The 18,051-nt window shown below is 45.3% G+C and carries 21 protein-coding genes; 6 read left to right on the forward strand and 15 right to left on the reverse strand.

Annotation, left to right across the window (positions count from 1 at the left end):
* Window positions 1-900: 900 nt before the first annotated feature.
* Window positions 901-1,266: a DUF4145 domain-containing protein gene (locus MU515_RS19115; RefSeq protein WP_260261998.1), complete on the reverse strand. Its 366-nt coding sequence runs from the start codon at window positions 1,264-1,266 to the stop codon at window positions 901-903.
* Window positions 1,267-1,522: 256 nt separating this feature from the next.
* Between MU515_RS19115 and MU515_RS19120 the strand changes: the two genes are divergently transcribed.
* The gene (locus MU515_RS19120; RefSeq protein ID WP_260261999.1) at window positions 1,523-1,852 is read left to right on the forward strand and encodes a DUF2500 domain-containing protein; all 330 of its coding nucleotides are present in this window, start codon (window positions 1,523-1,525) and stop codon (window positions 1,850-1,852) included.
* A gap of 7 nt (window positions 1,853-1,859) precedes the next feature.
* On the opposite strand, the gene MU515_RS19125 is transcribed toward MU515_RS19120, so the two are convergent.
* The 7 genes from MU515_RS19125 to rhtB all read right to left on the reverse strand — a co-directional run bounded on the left by MU515_RS19125 (window position 1,860) and on the right by rhtB (window position 8,224).
* Window positions 1,860-2,873, reverse strand: coding sequence for an acyltransferase (locus MU515_RS19125; protein WP_260262000.1), 1,014 nt, complete (start codon window positions 2,871-2,873; stop codon window positions 1,860-1,862).
* Window positions 2,874-2,987: 114 nt separating this feature from the next.
* On the reverse strand, window positions 2,988-4,208 hold the full coding sequence (gene arsJ / locus MU515_RS19130) for an organoarsenical effux MFS transporter ArsJ (protein ID WP_260262001.1): 1,221 nt from the start codon (window positions 4,206-4,208) through the stop codon (window positions 2,988-2,990).
* 98 nt (window positions 4,209-4,306) lie between these two features.
* Window positions 4,307-4,798, reverse strand: coding sequence for a cyclin-dependent kinase inhibitor 3 family protein (locus MU515_RS19135; protein ID WP_260262002.1), 492 nt, complete (start codon window positions 4,796-4,798; stop codon window positions 4,307-4,309).
* Between the two features lie 9 nt (window positions 4,799-4,807).
* Window positions 4,808-5,809, reverse strand: a complete 1,002-nt coding sequence (locus tag MU515_RS19140) for an ArsJ-associated glyceraldehyde-3-phosphate dehydrogenase (protein ID WP_260262003.1) — start codon at window positions 5,807-5,809, stop codon at window positions 4,808-4,810.
* A gap of 76 nt (window positions 5,810-5,885) precedes the next feature.
* The gene (locus MU515_RS19145) at window positions 5,886-6,227 is read right to left on the reverse strand and encodes a metalloregulator ArsR/SmtB family transcription factor (protein WP_260262004.1); all 342 of its coding nucleotides are present in this window, start codon (window positions 6,225-6,227) and stop codon (window positions 5,886-5,888) included.
* A 123-nt stretch (window positions 6,228-6,350) separates the two neighbouring features.
* Window positions 6,351-7,577, reverse strand: a complete 1,227-nt coding sequence (locus tag MU515_RS19150; protein WP_260262005.1) for an EAL and HDOD domain-containing protein — start codon at window positions 7,575-7,577, stop codon at window positions 6,351-6,353.
* A 29-nt stretch (window positions 7,578-7,606) separates the two neighbouring features.
* Entirely contained in the window at window positions 7,607-8,224 is a 618-nt protein-coding gene (gene rhtB, locus MU515_RS19155) for a homoserine/homoserine lactone efflux protein (RefSeq protein ID WP_260262006.1), read from the reverse strand.
* 85 nt (window positions 8,225-8,309) lie between these two features.
* Between rhtB and MU515_RS19160 the strand changes: the two genes are divergently transcribed.
* Window positions 8,310-9,299 (forward strand): alpha/beta fold hydrolase, encoded by a 990-nt coding sequence (locus MU515_RS19160; protein ID WP_260262007.1) that lies wholly within the window; start codon window positions 8,310-8,312, stop codon window positions 9,297-9,299.
* A 130-nt stretch (window positions 9,300-9,429) separates the two neighbouring features.
* Window positions 9,430-10,260, forward strand: a complete 831-nt coding sequence (locus MU515_RS19165) for a Cof-type HAD-IIB family hydrolase (RefSeq protein ID WP_260262008.1) — start codon at window positions 9,430-9,432, stop codon at window positions 10,258-10,260.
* A gap of 54 nt (window positions 10,261-10,314) precedes the next feature.
* Here the strand turns inward: MU515_RS19165 and MU515_RS19170 are convergent, their stop codons facing one another.
* Window positions 10,315-10,782, reverse strand: a complete 468-nt coding sequence (locus MU515_RS19170; RefSeq protein WP_260262009.1) for an EVE domain-containing protein — start codon at window positions 10,780-10,782, stop codon at window positions 10,315-10,317.
* Between the two features lie 39 nt (window positions 10,783-10,821).
* Between MU515_RS19170 and MU515_RS19175 the strand changes: the two genes are divergently transcribed.
* A complete protein-coding gene (locus MU515_RS19175) occupies window positions 10,822-12,378 on the forward strand; it encodes a COG3650 family protein (protein ID WP_260262010.1) in 1,557 nt (518 codons plus the stop codon).
* Window positions 12,378-12,974, forward strand: a complete 597-nt coding sequence (locus MU515_RS19180) for a tRNA-uridine aminocarboxypropyltransferase (RefSeq protein ID WP_260262011.1) — start codon at window positions 12,378-12,380, stop codon at window positions 12,972-12,974. Before MU515_RS19175 ends, MU515_RS19180 begins: the two co-directional genes overlap by 1 nt.
* A gap of 3 nt (window positions 12,975-12,977) precedes the next feature.
* Here MU515_RS19180 and yigB read toward each other — a convergent pair whose 3' ends face one another.
* Genes yigB through lptM form a run of 6 tightly spaced genes read right to left on the reverse strand, consistent with a single transcriptional unit; the run spans window position 12,978 to window position 17,610 of the window.
* The gene (yigB, locus tag MU515_RS19185; RefSeq protein ID WP_260262012.1) at window positions 12,978-13,691 is read right to left on the reverse strand and encodes a 5-amino-6-(5-phospho-D-ribitylamino)uracil phosphatase YigB; all 714 of its coding nucleotides are present in this window, start codon (window positions 13,689-13,691) and stop codon (window positions 12,978-12,980) included.
* A 27-nt stretch (window positions 13,692-13,718) separates the two neighbouring features.
* Complete coding sequence (gene xerC, locus MU515_RS19190) at window positions 13,719-14,648, reverse strand: tyrosine recombinase XerC (RefSeq protein WP_260262013.1); 930 nt, start codon at window positions 14,646-14,648, stop codon at window positions 13,719-13,721.
* On the reverse strand, window positions 14,620-15,324 hold the full coding sequence (locus MU515_RS19195; protein ID WP_260262014.1) for a DUF484 family protein: 705 nt from the start codon (window positions 15,322-15,324) through the stop codon (window positions 14,620-14,622). Before MU515_RS19195 ends, xerC begins: the two co-directional genes overlap by 29 nt.
* Before the next feature lie 14 nt (window positions 15,325-15,338).
* Window positions 15,339-16,169 carry a diaminopimelate epimerase gene (gene dapF, locus MU515_RS19200; RefSeq protein ID WP_260262015.1) on the reverse strand — a complete coding sequence of 277 codons (831 nt, stop codon included), beginning with the start codon at window positions 16,167-16,169 and terminating at the stop codon, window positions 15,339-15,341.
* Between the two features lie 10 nt (window positions 16,170-16,179).
* A complete protein-coding gene (gene lysA, locus MU515_RS19205) occupies window positions 16,180-17,433 on the reverse strand; it encodes a diaminopimelate decarboxylase (RefSeq protein ID WP_260262016.1) in 1,254 nt (417 codons plus the stop codon).
* A 60-nt stretch (window positions 17,434-17,493) separates the two neighbouring features.
* Window positions 17,494-17,610 carry an LPS translocon maturation chaperone LptM gene (lptM, locus tag MU515_RS20090; protein WP_432816162.1) on the reverse strand — a complete coding sequence of 39 codons (117 nt, stop codon included), beginning with the start codon at window positions 17,608-17,610 and terminating at the stop codon, window positions 17,494-17,496.
* 75 nt (window positions 17,611-17,685) lie between these two features.
* On the opposite strand from lptM, the gene cyaY reads away from it, so the two are divergent.
* Window positions 17,686-18,000: an iron donor protein CyaY gene (gene cyaY, locus MU515_RS19215; RefSeq protein ID WP_260262018.1), complete on the forward strand. Its 315-nt coding sequence runs from the start codon at window positions 17,686-17,688 to the stop codon at window positions 17,998-18,000.
* Window positions 18,001-18,051 lie beyond the last annotated feature (51 nt).

Below are 18,051 nucleotides of genomic sequence, written 5' to 3' on the forward strand. Positions count from 1 at the left end.
CTTGATTGTGCTATTTGACCGTATCCCGACATTCATTCGCCTGCCACACTTACCGTCACAAACCCTGTATAGCAACAAAAACATCAATAATCATGTAGTTTTGACGTCAAATTAACGCCACACAGACCCCAAACCGACAAAAGTGAGTATTTTTGCAAACTCCATATAATCAACCAAACAACACCCTCCCTTTTAAATTATAAAAATCAAACACTTAAGCCAACAAGTTCAGATAAAAATTGTAGCAAATTCTAGCTAAGGAGATCTAACTATCAACTTTTCCTATTTTTTCTTTAGTGACCACTCAATTAGTTGAGAATAGATATCAACTACCCAGAATAAAAACAAATGAAAAGCCAAAAACAACCAGATTTACGATCTCACCTAACGAAAGACCGATAAAACCAACAAACTTAATAGAACAATATACAATCAAAGTTATTGTTGTTTAAAAACAATAACTTAAAGACAGAAACAAGCACCAAACTCACTTTGTGACAGGTTGTGACAGTTTAAAAACAACATAAAACACAATCACAAAAGCCCATAATCGACACTATAAATTTGTTTTTTAGTGGCTTTTTATACAAATTAGTTGATCTAACCATCAAAACACTGCTATTCTGTAAAACATAGGTTAAGACATCAAATTTAAGGAGCAGGATAATGATTACATCTTCACAGAAACAAGGACTTGTAATGATCGCAGTAGTTGTTGGCCTAATGACTCTGCCGATGATGTACTAAGTCAAAATTCAAAAATAAAAAGGGACGCCATTGGCGTCCCTTTTTATTTATATGTCGAATTTTTAGGCTCAAAAAGCGCGGAAAATAGACTTATCTCTGATTTTGATTAACTTGCCACCAAGGTGTGGTTTTAGGTCTTTTAGCTGCAAATTATCAGAAATGCTTAGATAATATATCCCAATGGGCGTAGTAGAACAGCATTGCTGCTAATGTAATCAACGCCATTAAAGAAATAGCGACTCGCCAAATAAAACGACTGCTGCGCGGTGTAAGCTCTTTCTCACACTCATCACATACCGCTAAAAACTCGCTACGGCTTTCAAGCTTGTAATCGTATTCATGCACTAACTTATTACGAATGGTCGCGATATAGCGTAGCTTACCCACCACATCGTGCGGCAAACGCTCTTCGCAACTGGTAATCAACTGATGTAGCCCTTTACCCTGAGCATGATATTGAGTTCTTAGGAGATGTTCGATTTTACGAGTACGTTTAATGACACTATCAATTTCTGACATAATCTCCCTCCTTCCTTGTTGAATTAATCCTACCTTACACCAATCAGTATACTAATACTGCTCTGATCTATCAGTCACTTGCAAGTAAAATGATACCCATTGATTGGTTAGATTAACGGCTTACTCGCCTAAGGCTTGTGATTTGAGTCGAAGATCTATTTCACTGATAGTAATATTTACTTCATCTTTCACAGCATAGCCAACACAGCTCGGAAAAAGTAGCTAGAATGCTAGCTAAGTTCATGGGGAGGAACGAATGCCTATTTCATTATATGTAGCGATTGCATTATTGGGGCTTGCAGCAGGTTGGGTGTTTACCAGCTTTTACCGCAAACACATGCAGGGAGAAAACGCACCAGAGCAAACTGTCGAAATCACAGTACTAGATAAACAAGCTATCGCTGTCGAAGATGCACAACCAGGTGAAGACGACCAAGAATATTGGATTTACGTTCAACGCGGCAAACTTGGCCCTAAGCGTGAGTTTCAAGTAGGTATTCACTACTTCCAAGCATTGAATCCAGGCGATAAAGGAACGCTAACTTATCAAGGCGATAAGTTCTTACACTTCGCAATGAAACGCTAATTTACCCTTACGGCAGTAACCAAGCTGTCGCTTTGTTTCGCGCTAGCAAACCACTTAACGCTAGCGCTCCTATCCCACTTAATACGACCCACAACGGAATAACCCACGCAGGATGCCCTTGGTGCCAGCCAAAAGCTTTCATCGGCCAAAGGAAAATCGGGTGCAAGATATAGATACCTAAACTGTGGCGGCTGATCAGGGCGATGACGCTGTGTGCCCTTTCAGGTAAGTAATTACTCACCGCTCGACACAAAATAAACACCATGCTTGCCGCTAGAATCACATTGAAGGTTTTATATGAGAGCCAGCGTCCAACCGTGTACTCACCATTGGTTAAACTCAGTTGTACGACCATGTACACCGTTGTTGCTAATGCGATGATTCCCAGCGCCGTAAAGACGGCTAGCCAATTTTTGGTTACCGGCACTTTATTAAACAACAGATAACCCAGCGGTAGATAACCACTATAAAGCCACATTTGATGGCTCCAAGGCCCATCGATACGCAGCAAGTAAAGCAAACTGGTCACTAACCAAATCGCGACAAAAGCATAAATTGCCTCATGATTGCCACGTTTCACCAACCATTGAAAGAACGGAATAACAAAATAGAGCGGGATGAAATAATAGAAAAAGCCTAAGTGGTAATATGTGGCTTGATTTGGGCTGTCCGCTAGCACCTCAAAAGCCTGTTGGCCATCAAACCCTAGCGCGCTCCAACCTGACAAATACGCGTAAAACAGCGACCACACTAAAAACGGCACCAATACCTTTCCTAGTCTGCGTTTCACGTAATAACCAAGCTCAAAATCACGCTTATCACTGAGCATCAATGCCCCTGTAATAAGAATGAACACCGGCACCGCCCAACGCGTAACACTATTAACACTCACCGCTGTTAGCCATTGATCAAATGGAATTTGCCCCAGTTCATGGCGATAAGGCGCCAAAACATGAATTGCAATAACCGCAACCGCAGCGACACATCGAAGTAAATCAAAAAAGCGAATACGTTGAGCCATCAATAAGTTAAACCTGAATAAACCTAGTTTGACTATAGCAACAAAAAAGCTGACCAAACCATAACCGCGTTACGTTTCAGTCAGCTTTTAGACAAGATAAAGCGCCCTGAGGGGTTAATTGGCCGCCACTGGCTCAATCTTAGGGAGTTTGAGGGAAATCAGGGTTGTCAGTGCCAAGAACACAAAAGAGACCCACAAACACGCAGAGAGACCTGCGATTTGGAATACCCAACCCGATAGAATCGTACCAATCAAACGCCCCATTGCATTGGCCATGTAGTAGAAACCCACATCCAGCGATACGCCGTCGCCTTTCGCGTAGCTCACAATCAGGTAGGAATGCAGAGATGAGTTAACCGCAAAGATAGCGCCAAACAGCATCAGGCCACCGATAATGACCAGCTCTGGTTGCCAACCAATTTGAACTGCATAAGCAATGCCCGCAGTCACAATCGCTAAGCCACCAGCCCACAATAGCGCAGCATGACCATCAGGCACTTTGCCTTGCGATTTACCCGTAATTTTTGGAGCGATACCTTGGACAAAACCATAAGCGATAGTCCAAGCGGCGAGGAAGCCCCCGACCATCGAATGATCCCAACCAAACACGCTGCCTAAATAAATAGGTAGTGCAATCACAAACCACACATCACGCGCGCCGAATAAGAACATTCGCGCTGCTGAAAGGATGTTGATCGATTCTGACTTCGAAAACAGTTGGCTAAATTTAGGCTTGGTTTTCGCTTTGCCCATATCCGCCTCAAGGCTAAGTACACTGCCAATAAATACCAGCGTTAGTACAGCAGCCATGGCCAATACCGCGTATTTAAAACCAATCAAAGAGAGCAATAGACCACCGACAAAGAAGCCCGCCCCTTTAAGGGCATTTTTCGAACCGGTCAGAATCGCAATCCATTTATACAGCGCACCTTGCTGCTCATCAGGAACCAAAGTCTTGATCGAGCTTTTAGCACTCATTTTATTTAGGTCTTTTGCAATACCTGATAGGGCCTGAGCAGCCATGACCCAAGGAATGGTCAACATCGCGGTAGGTACAGCAAGCATCGATAACGCGATAATCTGCATACCAAGACCTAGATTCATCGTCTTGTTCAGGCCTAGACGCGCCCCTAGCCAACCACCAATCAGGTTAGTTACAACACCAAAGAATTCATAGAAAAGAAACAGTGAAGCGATCTCTAATGAGCTATAGCCTAGACCGTGGAAATGCAGAACCACCAGCATACGCAATGCGCCATCAGTGATGGTGAAGTTCCAATAATTGAATGTCACCAACATATATTGGCGAACGCTTTTGCTTAGGCTTGCGAACATAACCTCACACCCATGAAAAAGAAGAAAAGCGAAATAGAAACAGTTTATAGAGCTTTTGGATCATGATGATCCAAAAGCTCTTTTAGCTACACAGTGAGTTACTGAGCCGCCACAGCTAAGATGTAATCAACTTGCACAGGCTTAGTAAATGCACCCGGGCGAAGCGCTTGTACTTCTTGGATGATCTTATCTAAGTCCCAGCCTTTCTCTAGCAGTAAGTGCGCCGCTAGCAAACCAGTACGGCCTGAACCACCCATGCAGTGCATCGCAACTTTTCCGCCGTTATCAACCACGTTATGCAGCGTCGTCGTTGCCGCTTGCCATTTTGCTGCAAACTCAGCACCTGGCGCACAGTCATCTTCGATTTCAATCTGGAACCATTGCATACCTAGAGCACGCGTTTTCTCGCCTAGCGCTGATACGTCTTTACTTGCTAGCTCTGAATCATCCAGCGCCGTTACGATTGCTTCTACGCCCTGCTCTTTGAGTTGAGCTAGAGATGCGTCTAGGTCAGCCTCTTTTGTGCCTGGGCATGGAGTTAGGATGAGTGCGCCTTTCTCAAGGTCTAGTTGCCATGTTGGATGTGTCATAATTGTTCCTTATGCTAAGCCAACGGTGCGCACAAGCTCTGCTGTACGTGTTGCGTAACCCATTTCGTTATCGTACCAAGCGTAGATCTTCACCATACGCTTACCAACAAGCATGGTTGATAGTGCATCTACGATCGTTGAGCGTTGGTCACCTTTGTAGTCAATAGAAACCAGTGGACGCTCTTCAAAGCCTAGAATGCCTTTGAGTTCATTCTCAGACGCTTCTTTTAGCATTGCGTTTACTTCTTCTGCTGTAGTGTCTTGCTTAACTTCAAAGACGATGTCAGTCAGAGACGCATTCGCAAGCGGTACACGCACTGCGTGGCCATTAATACGATTTTCTAGCTCAGGGAAGATCTCAACAATCGCTTTTGCAGAACCCGTTGTTGTTGGGATTAGGCTCATGCCACATGCACGAGCACGACGTAAATCTTTATGCGGAGCATCTAGAATGGTCTGCGTGTTAGTTAGGTCGTGAATCGTTGTGAATGAAGCGTTCTCGATACCTAGCTTCTCGTTGATTACCTTAACCACTGGTGCGATACAGTTAGTGGTACAAGATGCCGCCGTTACGATTTTGTGTACTGCTGGGTCAAAGATGTTGTCGTTCACACCAACCACGATGTTTGCGATGCCGTCTTCTTTCACTGGCGCAGAAACCACCACGCGCTTCACGCCTTGGTCTAGGTATTTGTTTAGGAAAGAAGTCTTACGGTGCACACCTGTTGCTTCAATCACTACATCACAGCCAGACCAATCAATCGCATCAATATCACGCTCTTGAGTTGTCTTAATACGTTGACCATTGATCACAATCTCATCGCCTTCAGCTTTCACTTCATGGTGCCAACGGCCTTGAACTGAATCAAATTCAAGCAAGTGTGCCAGTGTTGCGGTATCACCCGCTACGTCATTGATTTGCACAAACTCAAGTTCTTGCCAATCAAAAGCCGCGCGAAGTGCTAAACGACCGATACGGCCAAAACCATTAATACCTACTTTGACTGTCATATTCTTTTCTCTCAGTTAACTGCCTTCATATTTGAAGCTGCAACTCCAACTATTTCGGCAATAAGTTGTAATCTAATTAAACGCAGCAAACTGGGCGTGAGTTCATTGACTCTAAACGCTCAATATCTTGCTGATATTCTTTTTTCAAACAATTAGACGCGATTAAGTCATCGATCAATTTTCGCATCCAACCGGGTAAGTCTTGTGACAAGCGGTAAAACACCCACTGCCCTTGTCGCACATCAGTCAAAATCCCGTGAGAGCGCAATTGCGCTAAATGACGAGACACTTTTGGCTGACTTTCTTGCAATGCTTCTGTGAGTTCTGCAACGCACAAGCACTCTTGGCGTACGACCAGCATTAAGCAACGCACTCGCGTTTCATCAGACAATAATTTAAAAAACTGGTGTGGAAGCATAACTACATACTCATATATGGATATGCGTATATATTTATTTAAAATCAGGCCGAGATCAAGCGACAACTCTCAATTGTCATAAAAGATTCACAAAGGGAAAGGAAATCACCAGAGGATTGGTGGTTACTTGATGTTATAGACGGTGCGGCTCCAGCGCTGAGCTTCATTAATTTTCAGCATCACATCGTCGAGTGATAAATCCAACAAATCACACTCTAGTTGCATGCCATGCCAATCAGCACGCTCATAACATTCTTCGATTTTTAGCAAGCTACCGTAAGGCCCTTGCCTTTCCAGTAAAGCCAACTTAATCGCCTGACTAAGTGGCAATTGCTCGACTAGATGTTCTATCGACAGATCAAACATCGCATCAAGAATGGAAAATAAGCCAATTAAAAATGCCTGCTCTTGATGAGATTTAAACAACTCATCATGGGACATCAGCGAGCAAAATTGCGCTCGTTGCAATGAAAGGTTAAACAGCTCTTTGGGCTTTTTGGTCGAGACAAATGAAGCCACCGATAAAGAAACGAACATCTTCAAACGGTCTTGCCCGAGATAAATTAAAGCCTGACGGAAAGAGGAAATCTTCACCTCTAAACGATCGGACAGAGTATTCACAAAGCGCAGCAATTTATAGGAGAGCGTGACATCGCGTGACACTATACCCTCAACCCGATGAAAATCGACTTCAGGCCGACAAACCTCTTTGAATAATTCCATCGCGATGATTTGCTCAGGGCTAATGTAGCGATCACGAATCATCTCGGGCTTACTAAAGAAGTAACCTTGGAAGAAATGAAAACCCGCTTCACGAGCTTGAGTAAACTCGGCTTCAGTCTCAACTCGTTCGGCAAGGTACTTGCGCTTACTGCCGTTGGCAATCCGCTGTTTGACGATATCACACGCTTTATCCAACCCCATCGCCATGATGTCAATCTTAACGATATGAACAAGTGGTAAGAATCGCTCCCAATCCGGCTGATAGGCAAAGTCATCCAAGGCGATCACGTAGCCTTGCTGCTTCAAGTCGCGAATGGCTTGATATAACTCTTCTGTAGGCTGGCAGGTTTCAAGAACCTCAATGACGATCTTTTCTTTAGGCAGAGCGAGGGGAAGACGCCTAACTAGGCTTTGATAAGGGAAGTTTACAAAACAGCGAGAGTGAGCGATGGCAGGGTTAATACCAACGCTCAAAAAGTTCTCGGCAATTAAACGGTAGGTTGCGCGATTGGTTTCAACGTGTGCAGGATAGGCATTCTTTTCCCCATCACGAAACAGCAGCTCATAACCTAGAGTTTGCCGCCTCGAATTTAATATGGGTTGCCTTGCTACATACGTATTTTTCATCTCACAACATTGTTATGTTTATCAGTTATTTATGACTTAGCTGTTGCTAATAATGCACCACAACCCACAAACATGGAACCGAACACCTTGTTAATTTTACCCATCACTTTCTCAGAACGGACAAAGCGTCCCATTTGTGATGCCAAAGTCGTGTAACCGAGCATAACAATTGCGTCAATCACCACAGTTGTGACACCCAAAACCACAAATTGAATCAGTTGTGGCTGTTCTGGATTGATGAATTGCGGAAACAGTGCCACCAAGAAAACAATCGATTTAGGGTTGGTCAGGTTAATCAGCACTGCATTTCGCATCAGCGACCAACCGGATGAGGTTTCTTGGTTTTGCTGAGCGGTTAAGCTAGAACGATCGCGCCATTTTTGAATACCCAGCCACACAAGGTACACCACACCAACCCACTTAATAATGGTGAATGCCATCGCCGATTGCGCGACTAATGCACCAATACCCGCACCAACCAAAATAATATGAAAGGTCAGGCCAATTTGCAGGCCAACAACGGCGCCAAGTGATTTTCGCGTACCGTAACTCAAACCGTTACTGATTGAATTTACTGTGCCAGAACCTGGCGCTAAGCTAAAAACGATCGCAGTTACCACATAGGCGAACCAAACATGCAAATCCATCTTTATTTCCTCTCGACTAAACGCGTTTAGCCACACATAATTTACCCATGTTGTATCACTCTAGAAGAAGTTAGGATCACTAACCATGACTAATCAGAGCGCACACTCTACGCCTCCTTATACTCAAGAGTCAGATTTTGAGCAAGCAATCCAACTCAATATTGCTGAGCTTTGGCAACGTCGAAACGAAGGTTTCATTAAGACCAAAGATAAAAAACAGCTGTTTTGGATCAGTCTAACTTCTTCACAACACACTAAAGCAATTGTAGTCGTTAACGGCCGAATTGAATGTACCCACAAATACCAAGAGCTGTTCTACGACCTATTTCAACAAGGCTATGACATCTATTCTTATGACCATCGTGGCCAAGGCTTATCTGAGCGCTTAATCGAAGACCAGCAAATGGGTTACGTAGATGAGTTTGCAGATTACGTGGATGACTTAGAACTGTTGGTAAAAAGCTTTAAGCTCGACCACTACAAAAAGCGTTATCTGATTGGCCATTCGATGGGTGGCAATATCGTGACTCGCTATGTACAAACACGCCCAGATCACCCGTTTGACGCGCTTGCGCTTACCGCGCCGATGTTTGGAGTAAATATGGCTTGGTATCTGCGCCCAATTGCTTCTTTACTTGGGCAGTTGCTAACCGCTGTCAATTCAAAACCGACCTTCGCGCCCGGCCAAGCCGCTTATTATCCGAAGCCATTCATCGATAATCGATTAAGCCAAAGTTCAGTGCGCTATCACTGGTTTAGAGAGTTGTATCAGCAAATGCCCGAGCTACAAATCGGTGGGGCAAGCACTCGTTGGGTATGGCAGGGGTTAATGGCCTCTAAACAATGTTTATTGCTGACTCGACAAATTAAAGTACCGCTATTATTGCTGCAGGCGGGTGAGGACCAAATTGTCTCGAATACAGACCAAATCCGCTTTATCAAAAAGCTGGCAAAAACTAACCACCAATGCGCACTACAAATCGTGCATGGCGCAAGGCATGAGTTGCTATTTGAGCAAGACCAATATCGTAATCAAACCCTTGATACGACTCTCAACTTCTTCGCTCAACATTAAACTGAGTGGTTTATAAAACCGGAAAAAGAGTGTTCGGTTTTTACCCTCTTTTTTATTCCCTGTTTAAAGTAGACTAGGCGCTACGCAATTGGTCCCTTCCAATGCTGCTGTATCTTACACTGAGGGCACTATGACAACTATTAGCAAAGACACTCCTTTCCGTATCGTCGCATCTGATCTTGACGGTACTCTATTGGCTCCTAACCACCAGCTGAGCGAGTTCTCAACTGAGACACTTAAAAAGCTTCACGATCAGGGCTTTACCTTTATCTTTGCTACAGGCCGTCACCACGTAGACGTGGCCGGTATTCGTAAAATCGTCGGTATCCCAGCGTATATGATTACCTCGAATGGCGCGCGTGTGCATGACCAAGATGATCAACTGATGTACAGCAACAATGTTCCGGTTGAACTTGTCCAGCCGGTGATCGACACGATCCGTCACGATCCTAATGTGATGATTCACATGTACCGTAATGATGATTGGTTGTTGGATCGTGATGATGAAAAAATGCGTACATTCCACGAAGACTCTGGCTTTACGTACCAGCGCTTCGAAGCTGATGATGCGCCGAAAGAAGGCGTAGCGAAAGTTTTCTTCATCCACACAGATCAAGACCACGATTACCTAGTGCAATACGAAGAGATGCTTAACGAAAAGTTTGCCGGTCAATTGAATGTCTCCTTCTCTACGCCTTGGTGTTTAGAAGTGATGGCGGCAGATGTCTCTAAAGGTGATGCGCTAAAAGTGGTCGCAGAATCAATGGGGCTAGAGTTAGAGAACTGCATCGCATTTGGTGACGGCATGAACGACGTTGAAATGCTGCAAGCCGCAGGTAAAGGCCTAGTGATGGGTACATCACACCAACGCGTGAAAGATGCGCTGCCAAATAACGAAGTGATTGGTAGCAATGAGCACGATGCTGTTGCTCACTACTTGCATGATCATCTGATTAGATAATTCGACCTTTAAGGCAGCCTCGGCTGCCTTTTTGTTCTTACTTAGATAAAGACTCTACGACCTCACCAACGATTCTTTGCTCAGAATCGCCTGCCATTCAGATTCAGACACAGGCATCACCGACAACCGATTTCCTCTTTTCACTAACGGTAAATCCGCCAGTTCGGGCATCGCTTTTAGTACCGATAACGGAATAACACGGTCTGTTTTTCTCACAAACTCAATATCGACCATAAACCAGCGCGGATTGGCTGAATCCGATTTCGCATCGTAGTACTCACTTTCCATATCAAAAGCAAAATGATCGGGGTAAGACTCTTTAGTGACCTTCGCGATACCTGCCACTCCCACATGTTTGCACGATGAGTGATAAATCAGCACCAAATCGCCCTCTTTCACCTCATCACGTAACATGTTTCTTGCTTGATAATTGCGCACCCCTTCCCAACAAGAAGTGTTTTGTGTTCGCAGAGTGTCAATTGAGAAAGTGTCTGGTTCAGTTTTAAACAGCCAATATGCCATAATGTCTCACAATGAAAGTTTGGATAAGGAAGATATAGCATGAAGGCGCTAAGAAACCCAGTCGCACTGGCTAGCCTACTCGCTCTGCAAGCATGTTCACTACTAGATTTTGGCGCTGCAGAACCGACAAGTGACACACAATCAATCGCACCAGCGACTCTTGATGTTCCGAGCTCTATCAAGCCACAAACTTTCGTGATGCGCGGCGAAGTGATCCTTGGCCATGAGGTGCAATCTATTCAACCTTGTGGCAGCGGGCAGCAATATTGGTTGCAGTTGGATAACGATAAATTCCAACAAGGGGTAAAACTGGCCCATACGCCTTATCAGCCAATGTATGGTGAAGTAATTGGCCACTTAGAAACTGTCGGCCAAGAAGGCTTTGAAGCCGACTACACCGCCCGTTTTGTGGTAGACAAAGTCAATCTACTTACCGCAGAAAATCCAAACCGCTGCAACCGCGCAACACAATCAACCAATGCTTTTGGTACTGAGCCATTTTGGTCGGCAAACTTTACTGCCGATCACATTGAATTTGCCGAGCTCGGCGATGAAAAAACCAAATTGGACATCGTCTCTTCACGTATTGACGCGCAGCGCCGCCGCTACGACCTCGAGCAAGGGCAATTAGAGTTATTGATGCGCAGTTGTAATGATGGCATGAGTGATAGCCTCTACGGTTGGCAAGCCAAGCTCAACATTAATGACAACAACTACCAAGGTTGTGCCACATTGGCGAATGGGGATGCAACCCAAGATTGGATTGGTATTTATCACGCTGTTTCGACTAAAACGAGCGCGTTTAGTGTCACGTTGAATTTACTGGCTGATCATACTGCAACCACTACCTACAGCTATCAAGATGGCAGTTCTGACTCAGTTGAAAATGGCTACTGGCAGCAATTAAACCCAAATCAAGTTCAAGTGGTGATGACTCACCACCAGCAACAACCATTACTCTCAGAGCGTATTTTCACTCGCGATGGTTTTGAGCTGACTGCAGAAAAAGAGAAAGTCGGTACCATTATCTATCCAATCGCCGATGGTGGCTTAGTGCTATTTAAAGCCAAAGCAGAGGCAGTCTCGGCAGACACATCAGCGACGTTATCAGCGCCACTGACCGAAGCAAAAAAAATCGTATCAAGCGCGACGTTCAACCCTAAAGTCGATCGCGCATTGCGTGATTACTTCGCGATGCACAAAACCGATCCAACAGATACACGTTATCGCTGGCTCACTTACGACTTAAATGGCGATGGCCAAGAAGAACTGCTGACGCAGTTAGATTGGTGTGGTTCAGGCGGATGTACTCTGCTTATTTTTGAAAACCACCAGCAACAATGGCGTTTTAATAGCCGCATCACCTTAGTCAACACACCGCTCAACTTAGGTAGCCAAACACAGCAAGGTTGGCGTGATTTAGTATTATTTGTCAGCGGTGGTGGCGCACAGCCAAATCAACATATTCTGCAATATGATGGTGTTAGCTACCCACTCAACCCAAGCGTGGCACCCATCGCTGAATTTAACCAAATCAGCCCGGTGCAACTCTTTAGCGACGGGTTAACACCACATCAAGAAGGTCTTTCTCTTTAATGCTATCTGACGCTCCCTGCGCAGGCTGTGGCCTGCGCTTTCAATGTGTGTGTGATTCATTGCCACACGTCAACATTGAGGCGCACCTCGCCTTACTGATGCATGAAAATGAATTGCGCCGAGAGACTAATACCGGCCAATGGCTATTAAAAAGCATCCCTTCAACCAGCAAACACATCTGGCAGCGAACCCAACCTTGTGAAGCGCTGCTCGCTATGATGGCTAATGAGCAATACCAACCCTATTTGCTGTTCCCAAACGAGCATAGCCTTCCGCTGCCGCAAGTAACACAAGCCGCGACTCAGTTAGGTAAACAACCTTTGTTTATCGTGTTGGATGGTACATGGCAAGAAGCAAAAAAGATGCTCAACAAGAGCCCATGGTTACAAGCATTGCAGTGTGTTCACTTAGCGCCAAGCGAAGAGTCACAATACCAATTGCGCCGTAATCAGCAGCAAGGCCATTTGTGCACATTCGAAGTAGGCAGTACGATTGTTGAAGAGCTAGGCCATGTCGAACAAGCTAAGCAGCTCAATCAGTTCTTTACGCACTATATGGCAGCTTTTAAAGCCGATAAGAGTGGCCATGCTCTCTAGAGATTAGAGTAATAACAGGGAATCGAGTTGGTGGATTTCAATATCTGGTAGCGTTCGAGCATGGCGATCTTTTAATAAATCAGCACCTTGGTCGTTAAACCAACATGCTTGAAAGCCATTTAACTTCGCCCCTGCAACATCTGTGGTGAGATGGTCACCGACATGCAAGATCTGCTGCGAAGGTAAAGAGAGGTGATTTGCCGCCTTAGCAAACATATCTTCAGCAGGCTTTGCCCAGCCATCTCGACCCGCTTTCAGCACCAAACAGAAATAGTCTTCAATGCCAATACGTTTCAAATCAACGTTGCCGTTAGTAATTGCAACCAACGGCATCCGCTCAGCCAATTGCGCCATCACATCATGCGTTTGCTTGGGCACTGCAAAATCACTGCGCAGCTGCAAAACCACTTCCATCAGCTCTTTCGCGGCACATTCGGCTTGCTCTATTGAGTAACCTAATCGCACTAACCCTTCTTGAGTGGTGCGTTGACGCCATTGAGCCAAATCACTTAATAACCAGCGGTCTTGTTGCGCGAGCTGTTTTTTTATCTCAAGCCACCATGACTCAGGGCGAGTAGCAGAAACAGGATGATGTAGATGAAACCACTCAGTCACTTCGCGCGTGAGACGGCGAATAACCGGACGGTTGTCGTATAAAGTGTCATCCAAATCAAAACTCATCGCTTTAATCGGTTGTAGACCACGATAAAACTTCATCCTTTCTCCTTACTCTGACGCTAAGCGTTACTCACTCGATTTCTTCTTCGCCCTTGGGTGCGCTTGGTCATACACTTGCGCTAAATGCTGGAAATCCAGATGAGTATAGATTTGTGTGGTTGAGATATTCTCATGACCAAGTAGCTCTTGCACCGCCCTTAGATTGTTACTCGACTCTAGCATGTGAGTCGCAAACGAGTGACGCAATTTATGCGGGCTAATATGACTGGCGACCGCTTGTTTTTGTCCCCACTCGGCCATGCGTTTTTGCACGTTTCGATGGGAAATGCGCACACCTAATTTGGATACAAATAGACCCTTTTCTTCTGGCTTGGCAATGGCACTGCGCACTTTCATCCATTTACCAACCCACTCTTTGGCCATACCTGCAAACGGCACTTTGCGTTCTTTATCACCTTTACCAACCACGCGGATTTCGCCGCTGAACAGGCTGACATCTTTTACGTTGATACTGACCAATTCGGCCAAACGTAATCCTGCACCGTACATAAGCTCCATCATAGCGCGATCACGAATGGCTAATGGGTCATCTTCATTGACTTCAAGCAGTTGGCCTACTTCATCAACATCAAGGTTTTTCGGCAATGGGCGTTTTTTACGCGGTGCAGAGACCCCTTTGGCTGGGTTAGCGGACATCTCGCCACGAAGAATAAGAAAATCGAAGAAACTGCGTAATGATGAGAGACGAGTTGCTAAGCTGCTAGGCTTCATACCATCTCGCATGCCTTTGCTCGCTAACTGACGCACCCAAGCGGAATCCACTTGCGACCATTCACGCAGCCCCATATTCAAAAGGTGCTGCGCCATGGTTTCTAACTGCTGCTTGTAGTTTCGCTGAGTATGAAGGCTTAAGCCTTTCTCACTGCGGAGGTATTCGTAGAATCGTTCTAGTGGCTTTTGCAAGCCACTAGGCAGAGGTTGAACTGATTCGGTCATTGGACTCTGTATGCCATGGAAGTGCCGCGATAAGGTGCGACAGTACTAACGCCAAATGTCGTAAGAACAAGGTATCCATATGTGGCTGGAAGTGACCACCATCGTCACTTGAAAACGCAATCAAACCTTGTGCCTTGCCTTTCATTAAAGGTAGCACAACGTAAGAGCCTAACTCTGGAGAGCGATTAAGCTCACCAAACAGCAATTCACGATCGGCTTTACGCATACGGCCTAAGTAGGCAGGTTTGCCATTGAGGTGATTGGTGGCAAAACGCTGGTAACTTTCGTAGCTCAGTTGATAGTAGCTAGAGTCAGCGTCAAACAAACGAATGTAGGCGCGTAGACCAAGATGCTTAGCTTTCGCTTCAATCGCTTTTATTGCATCAATTAAAGAGTCACACGTCAGGATTTGCTCTTGCAGATCCATGAACTCGTGGAAGGTTTTATCATTGTTTGCCGCCAGCGACATCAGAGTCGTGATCTCTTCTTCTAACTCTTCAATGCGCTGACGTTGACGATTCAACTGAACATGCACTAAAGAAACCGCACCTTGCTCTTGGTTAGTAAGAGCAAGTCGGTCAACCAGTTCACGACGCTGGCTAAAAAAATCTGGGTTATCGCGCAGATACTCTGCTACAACTTCTGCAGTTAATGCATCTGCTTCAATGTGAGACACAGGTGTTCCTTTTTCTAACAAGTAATTTGACCGTCAAAGACGTGAGTAGCGGGGCCAGTCATGTATAGCGGTTTACCTTCGCCTTTCCAGCGAATGTGTAACGTACCACCTGGAAGATGTACAGCGACATCCTCATCCAATAACCCTTGCACAATACCGACAGCAACTGCGCCACAAGCACCGCTACCACAAGCTTGAGTTTCACCCGCGCCGCGTTCATACACTCGTAGGTTAACTTCGTTACGACTCAATACCTGCATAAAGCCAGCATTGACACGCTCGGGGAATCGCTCATGCGACTCAAGCAGCGGGCCTAAAGTGTCTACATCTGCTGTCGCGACGTCGTCGACCACGGTCACAACATGAGGATTGCCCATGCTAACTGCACCACAGAACAGAGTTTTATCTTCTGTACGCAGGATGTAAGTCTTCTCGGTTTGCTTGGCTTTAAAAGGGATTTTACTTGGCTCGAACTCAGGCACGCCCATGTTAACGGTCACTTGATCGTCTTCTTCAATGCTGAGTACCATCTTACCTTTCTTGGTACTCACATTGACGCTGTACTTGTTAGTCAGCCCTTTCATTCGCACGAAACGAGCAAAACAACGCGCACCATTGCCACACTGCTCTACTTCACTGCCATCAGCATTGAAAATGCGGTAGTGAAAATCCGTTTCCGGATCATAAGGCGCTTCAACCACCAGCAGTTGGTCAAAGCCGACCCCTGTGTGTCGATCCGCCAAACGGCGGATCAACTCAGGCGAGAAAAAAATGTTCTGGGTAATGCAATCCACGACCATGAAGTCATTGCCCAAACCATGCATTTTAGAAAAATGGAAATGCATATATTGCCTATTACTCCGGTAGTACGCTCTCTAGCTCCCAAAGGCTAGACAGTGTTTCGCGTTGTCGAACAAGATGCGCTTGATTGCCATCGACAATCACTTCAGCAGCACGAGTACGCGTATTGTAGTTAGATGCCATCACAAAACCATACGCTCCCGCAGAACGCACCGCGAGCAGGTCATTGGCTTCAAGTACCAATGAACGGTCTTTACCCAAGAAGTCACTGGTTTCGCAAATCGCGCCTACCACATCGTAAGTTTTCGCTTCACCTTGGCGCGGGACGACAGGAACGATGTCTTGCCATGCTTGGTATAACGCAGGGCGCATTAAATCATTCATTGCCGCATCAATAATGGCGAAATTTTTGTGTTCTGTGTGCTTGAGAAATTCCACTTTAGTAAGCAGAACGCCTGCATTGGCAGAGATAGAACGACCCGGCTCAAACACCAATTCAAGATCGCGATGATTATCCAAACGGCCAAGTAGTGCTTTCGCGTATTCTGAAGGCTGTGGCGGTAATTCATCACGATAAACCACACCTAAGCCACCACCAACATCAAGGTGACGGATATGAATATCTTGCGCTTTCAAATCGTCAATCAAAGCCAATAGGCGGTCTGTTGCATCAATGAAAGGATCAATTTCAGTAAGCTGAGAGCCAATATGGCAATCAATGCCATGAATCTCTAAATGTTCTAACTCACTAGCAAACTTGTAAACTGCTGGGGCACGGTCAAAAGCGATACCAAATTTGTTATCACGCAAACCGGTAGAAATATAAGGGTGAGTATGGGCATCGACATCTGGATTAATGCGCAGTGAAATCGGTGCTTTAACACCTAGTTCACCAGCCACTTTGTTCAAACGCTCTAGTTCAGGCTCTGATTCAACGTTGAAACACTTAATACCTAGCTCTAATGCACGTTTCATTTCAGCTTCGGTTTTTCCTAAGCCAGAAAAGACGACTTTGCTTGGCTCACCACCAGCGGCGATGACACGCTCAAGCTCACCACCCGACACAATGTCAAAGCCCGAACCTAGGCGAGCTAAGGTGTTAAGCACACCAATGTTTGAGTTAGCTTTAACTGCAAAACAAACCAAGTGAGGATGATCGCCGACTGATTTATCAAACGCATGCCAGTGGCGCTCAAGTGTCGCGCGCGAGTAGACGTAAAGCGGAGTTCCGTATTGCTCTGCTAAGTCAGAAAGAGCAACATCTTCGGCCCAAAGTTGGCCATCATCCTGATAATTGAAGTAATCCAAAGTGCTTTCCCTTAATTTTTTAGTTATTTACTAATCCAGTATCCGTGACCAGATTTAAGTTTACTGAGTTTGCTCGTTTTGCTGACCATCTTCAGGCATGTAAAGAGGACCTGTTTGACCGCAACCAGCCAAACCTAAAACCGAGAGTAGAAACAGAGCTATGATTGATTTTTTCATTGGTCTTATCGTGATTATTCTTTCAATGCCCCCTATAATCGCACCACACTCAAGAAAAGCAATAGGATAGATAAGATGAACGATACAGAATTTCATCAACTTGCGGATGAGCAAATGCAAATCATCGAAGAAGCAATTGATGATTCAGGCGCAGATATCGACTACGAGACCACAGGTAACGTGATGACTCTTGAGTTTGATGACCGTAGTCAGATTATTATTAACCGACAGGAGCCAATGAAAGAAATTTGGCTAGCGTCTCGTTCAGGCGGTTTCCACTTTGCTTTTGTCGACCAACAATGGATTTGCTCTAAGACAGGCATGGAGCTGTTCGCCATGGTTAAGCAAGAATGTGAAAAACACGCTGGCGAGAGCATCGATTGGCAATAATACCGTCAACGTCCAGACAATAAAAAAGAGCATGCCATGGCATGCTCTTTT

This window comes from Vibrio intestinalis, from assembly GCF_025195085.2.
Lineage (GTDB): Bacteria > Pseudomonadota > Gammaproteobacteria > Enterobacterales > Vibrionaceae > Vibrio > Vibrio intestinalis.

Excerpts from the sequence above, each read along its gene's own strand:
- cyaY (WP_260262018.1), top strand. The coding sequence starts at position 17,686 with ATGAACGATACAGAATTTCATCAACTTGCGGATGAGCAAATGCAAATC.
- arsJ (WP_260262001.1), bottom strand. The coding sequence starts at position 4,208 with ATGTTCGCAAGCCTAAGCAAAAGCGTTCGCCAATATATGTTGGTGACA.
- MU515_RS19135 (WP_260262002.1), bottom strand. The coding sequence starts at position 4,798 with ATGACACATCCAACATGGCAACTAGACCTTGAGAAAGGCGCACTCATC.
- MU515_RS19120 (WP_260261999.1), top strand. The coding sequence starts at position 1,523 with ATGCCTATTTCATTATATGTAGCGATTGCATTATTGGGGCTTGCAGCA.
- xerC (WP_260262013.1), bottom strand. The coding sequence starts at position 14,648 with ATGACCGAATCAGTTCAACCTCTGCCTAGTGGCTTGCAAAAGCCACTA.
- MU515_RS19125 (WP_260262000.1), bottom strand. The coding sequence starts at position 2,873 with ATGGCTCAACGTATTCGCTTTTTTGATTTACTTCGATGTGTCGCTGCG.
- MU515_RS19140 (WP_260262003.1), bottom strand. The coding sequence starts at position 5,809 with ATGACAGTCAAAGTAGGTATTAATGGTTTTGGCCGTATCGGTCGTTTA.
- MU515_RS19170 (WP_260262009.1), bottom strand. The coding sequence starts at position 10,782 with ATGGCATATTGGCTGTTTAAAACTGAACCAGACACTTTCTCAATTGAC.
- yigB (WP_260262012.1), bottom strand. The coding sequence starts at position 13,691 with ATGAAGTTTTATCGTGGTCTACAACCGATTAAAGCGATGAGTTTTGAT.
- MU515_RS19115 (WP_260261998.1), bottom strand. The coding sequence starts at position 1,266 with ATGTCAGAAATTGATAGTGTCATTAAACGTACTCGTAAAATCGAACAT.
- MU515_RS19145 (WP_260262004.1), bottom strand. The coding sequence starts at position 6,227 with ATGCTTCCACACCAGTTTTTTAAATTATTGTCTGATGAAACGCGAGTG.
- MU515_RS19175 (WP_260262010.1), top strand. The coding sequence starts at position 10,822 with ATGAAGGCGCTAAGAAACCCAGTCGCACTGGCTAGCCTACTCGCTCTG.
- MU515_RS19180 (WP_260262011.1), top strand. The coding sequence starts at position 12,378 with ATGCTATCTGACGCTCCCTGCGCAGGCTGTGGCCTGCGCTTTCAATGT.
- dapF (WP_260262015.1), bottom strand. The coding sequence starts at position 16,169 with ATGCATTTCCATTTTTCTAAAATGCATGGTTTGGGCAATGACTTCATG.
- rhtB (WP_260262006.1), bottom strand. The coding sequence starts at position 8,224 with ATGGATTTGCATGTTTGGTTCGCCTATGTGGTAACTGCGATCGTTTTT.
- MU515_RS19165 (WP_260262008.1), top strand. The coding sequence starts at position 9,430 with ATGACAACTATTAGCAAAGACACTCCTTTCCGTATCGTCGCATCTGAT.
- MU515_RS19150 (WP_260262005.1), bottom strand. The coding sequence starts at position 7,577 with ATGAAAAATACGTATGTAGCAAGGCAACCCATATTAAATTCGAGGCGG.
- lptM (WP_432816162.1), bottom strand. The coding sequence starts at position 17,610 with ATGAAAAAATCAATCATAGCTCTGTTTCTACTCTCGGTTTTAGGTTTG.
- MU515_RS19160 (WP_260262007.1), top strand. The coding sequence starts at position 8,310 with ATGACTAATCAGAGCGCACACTCTACGCCTCCTTATACTCAAGAGTCA.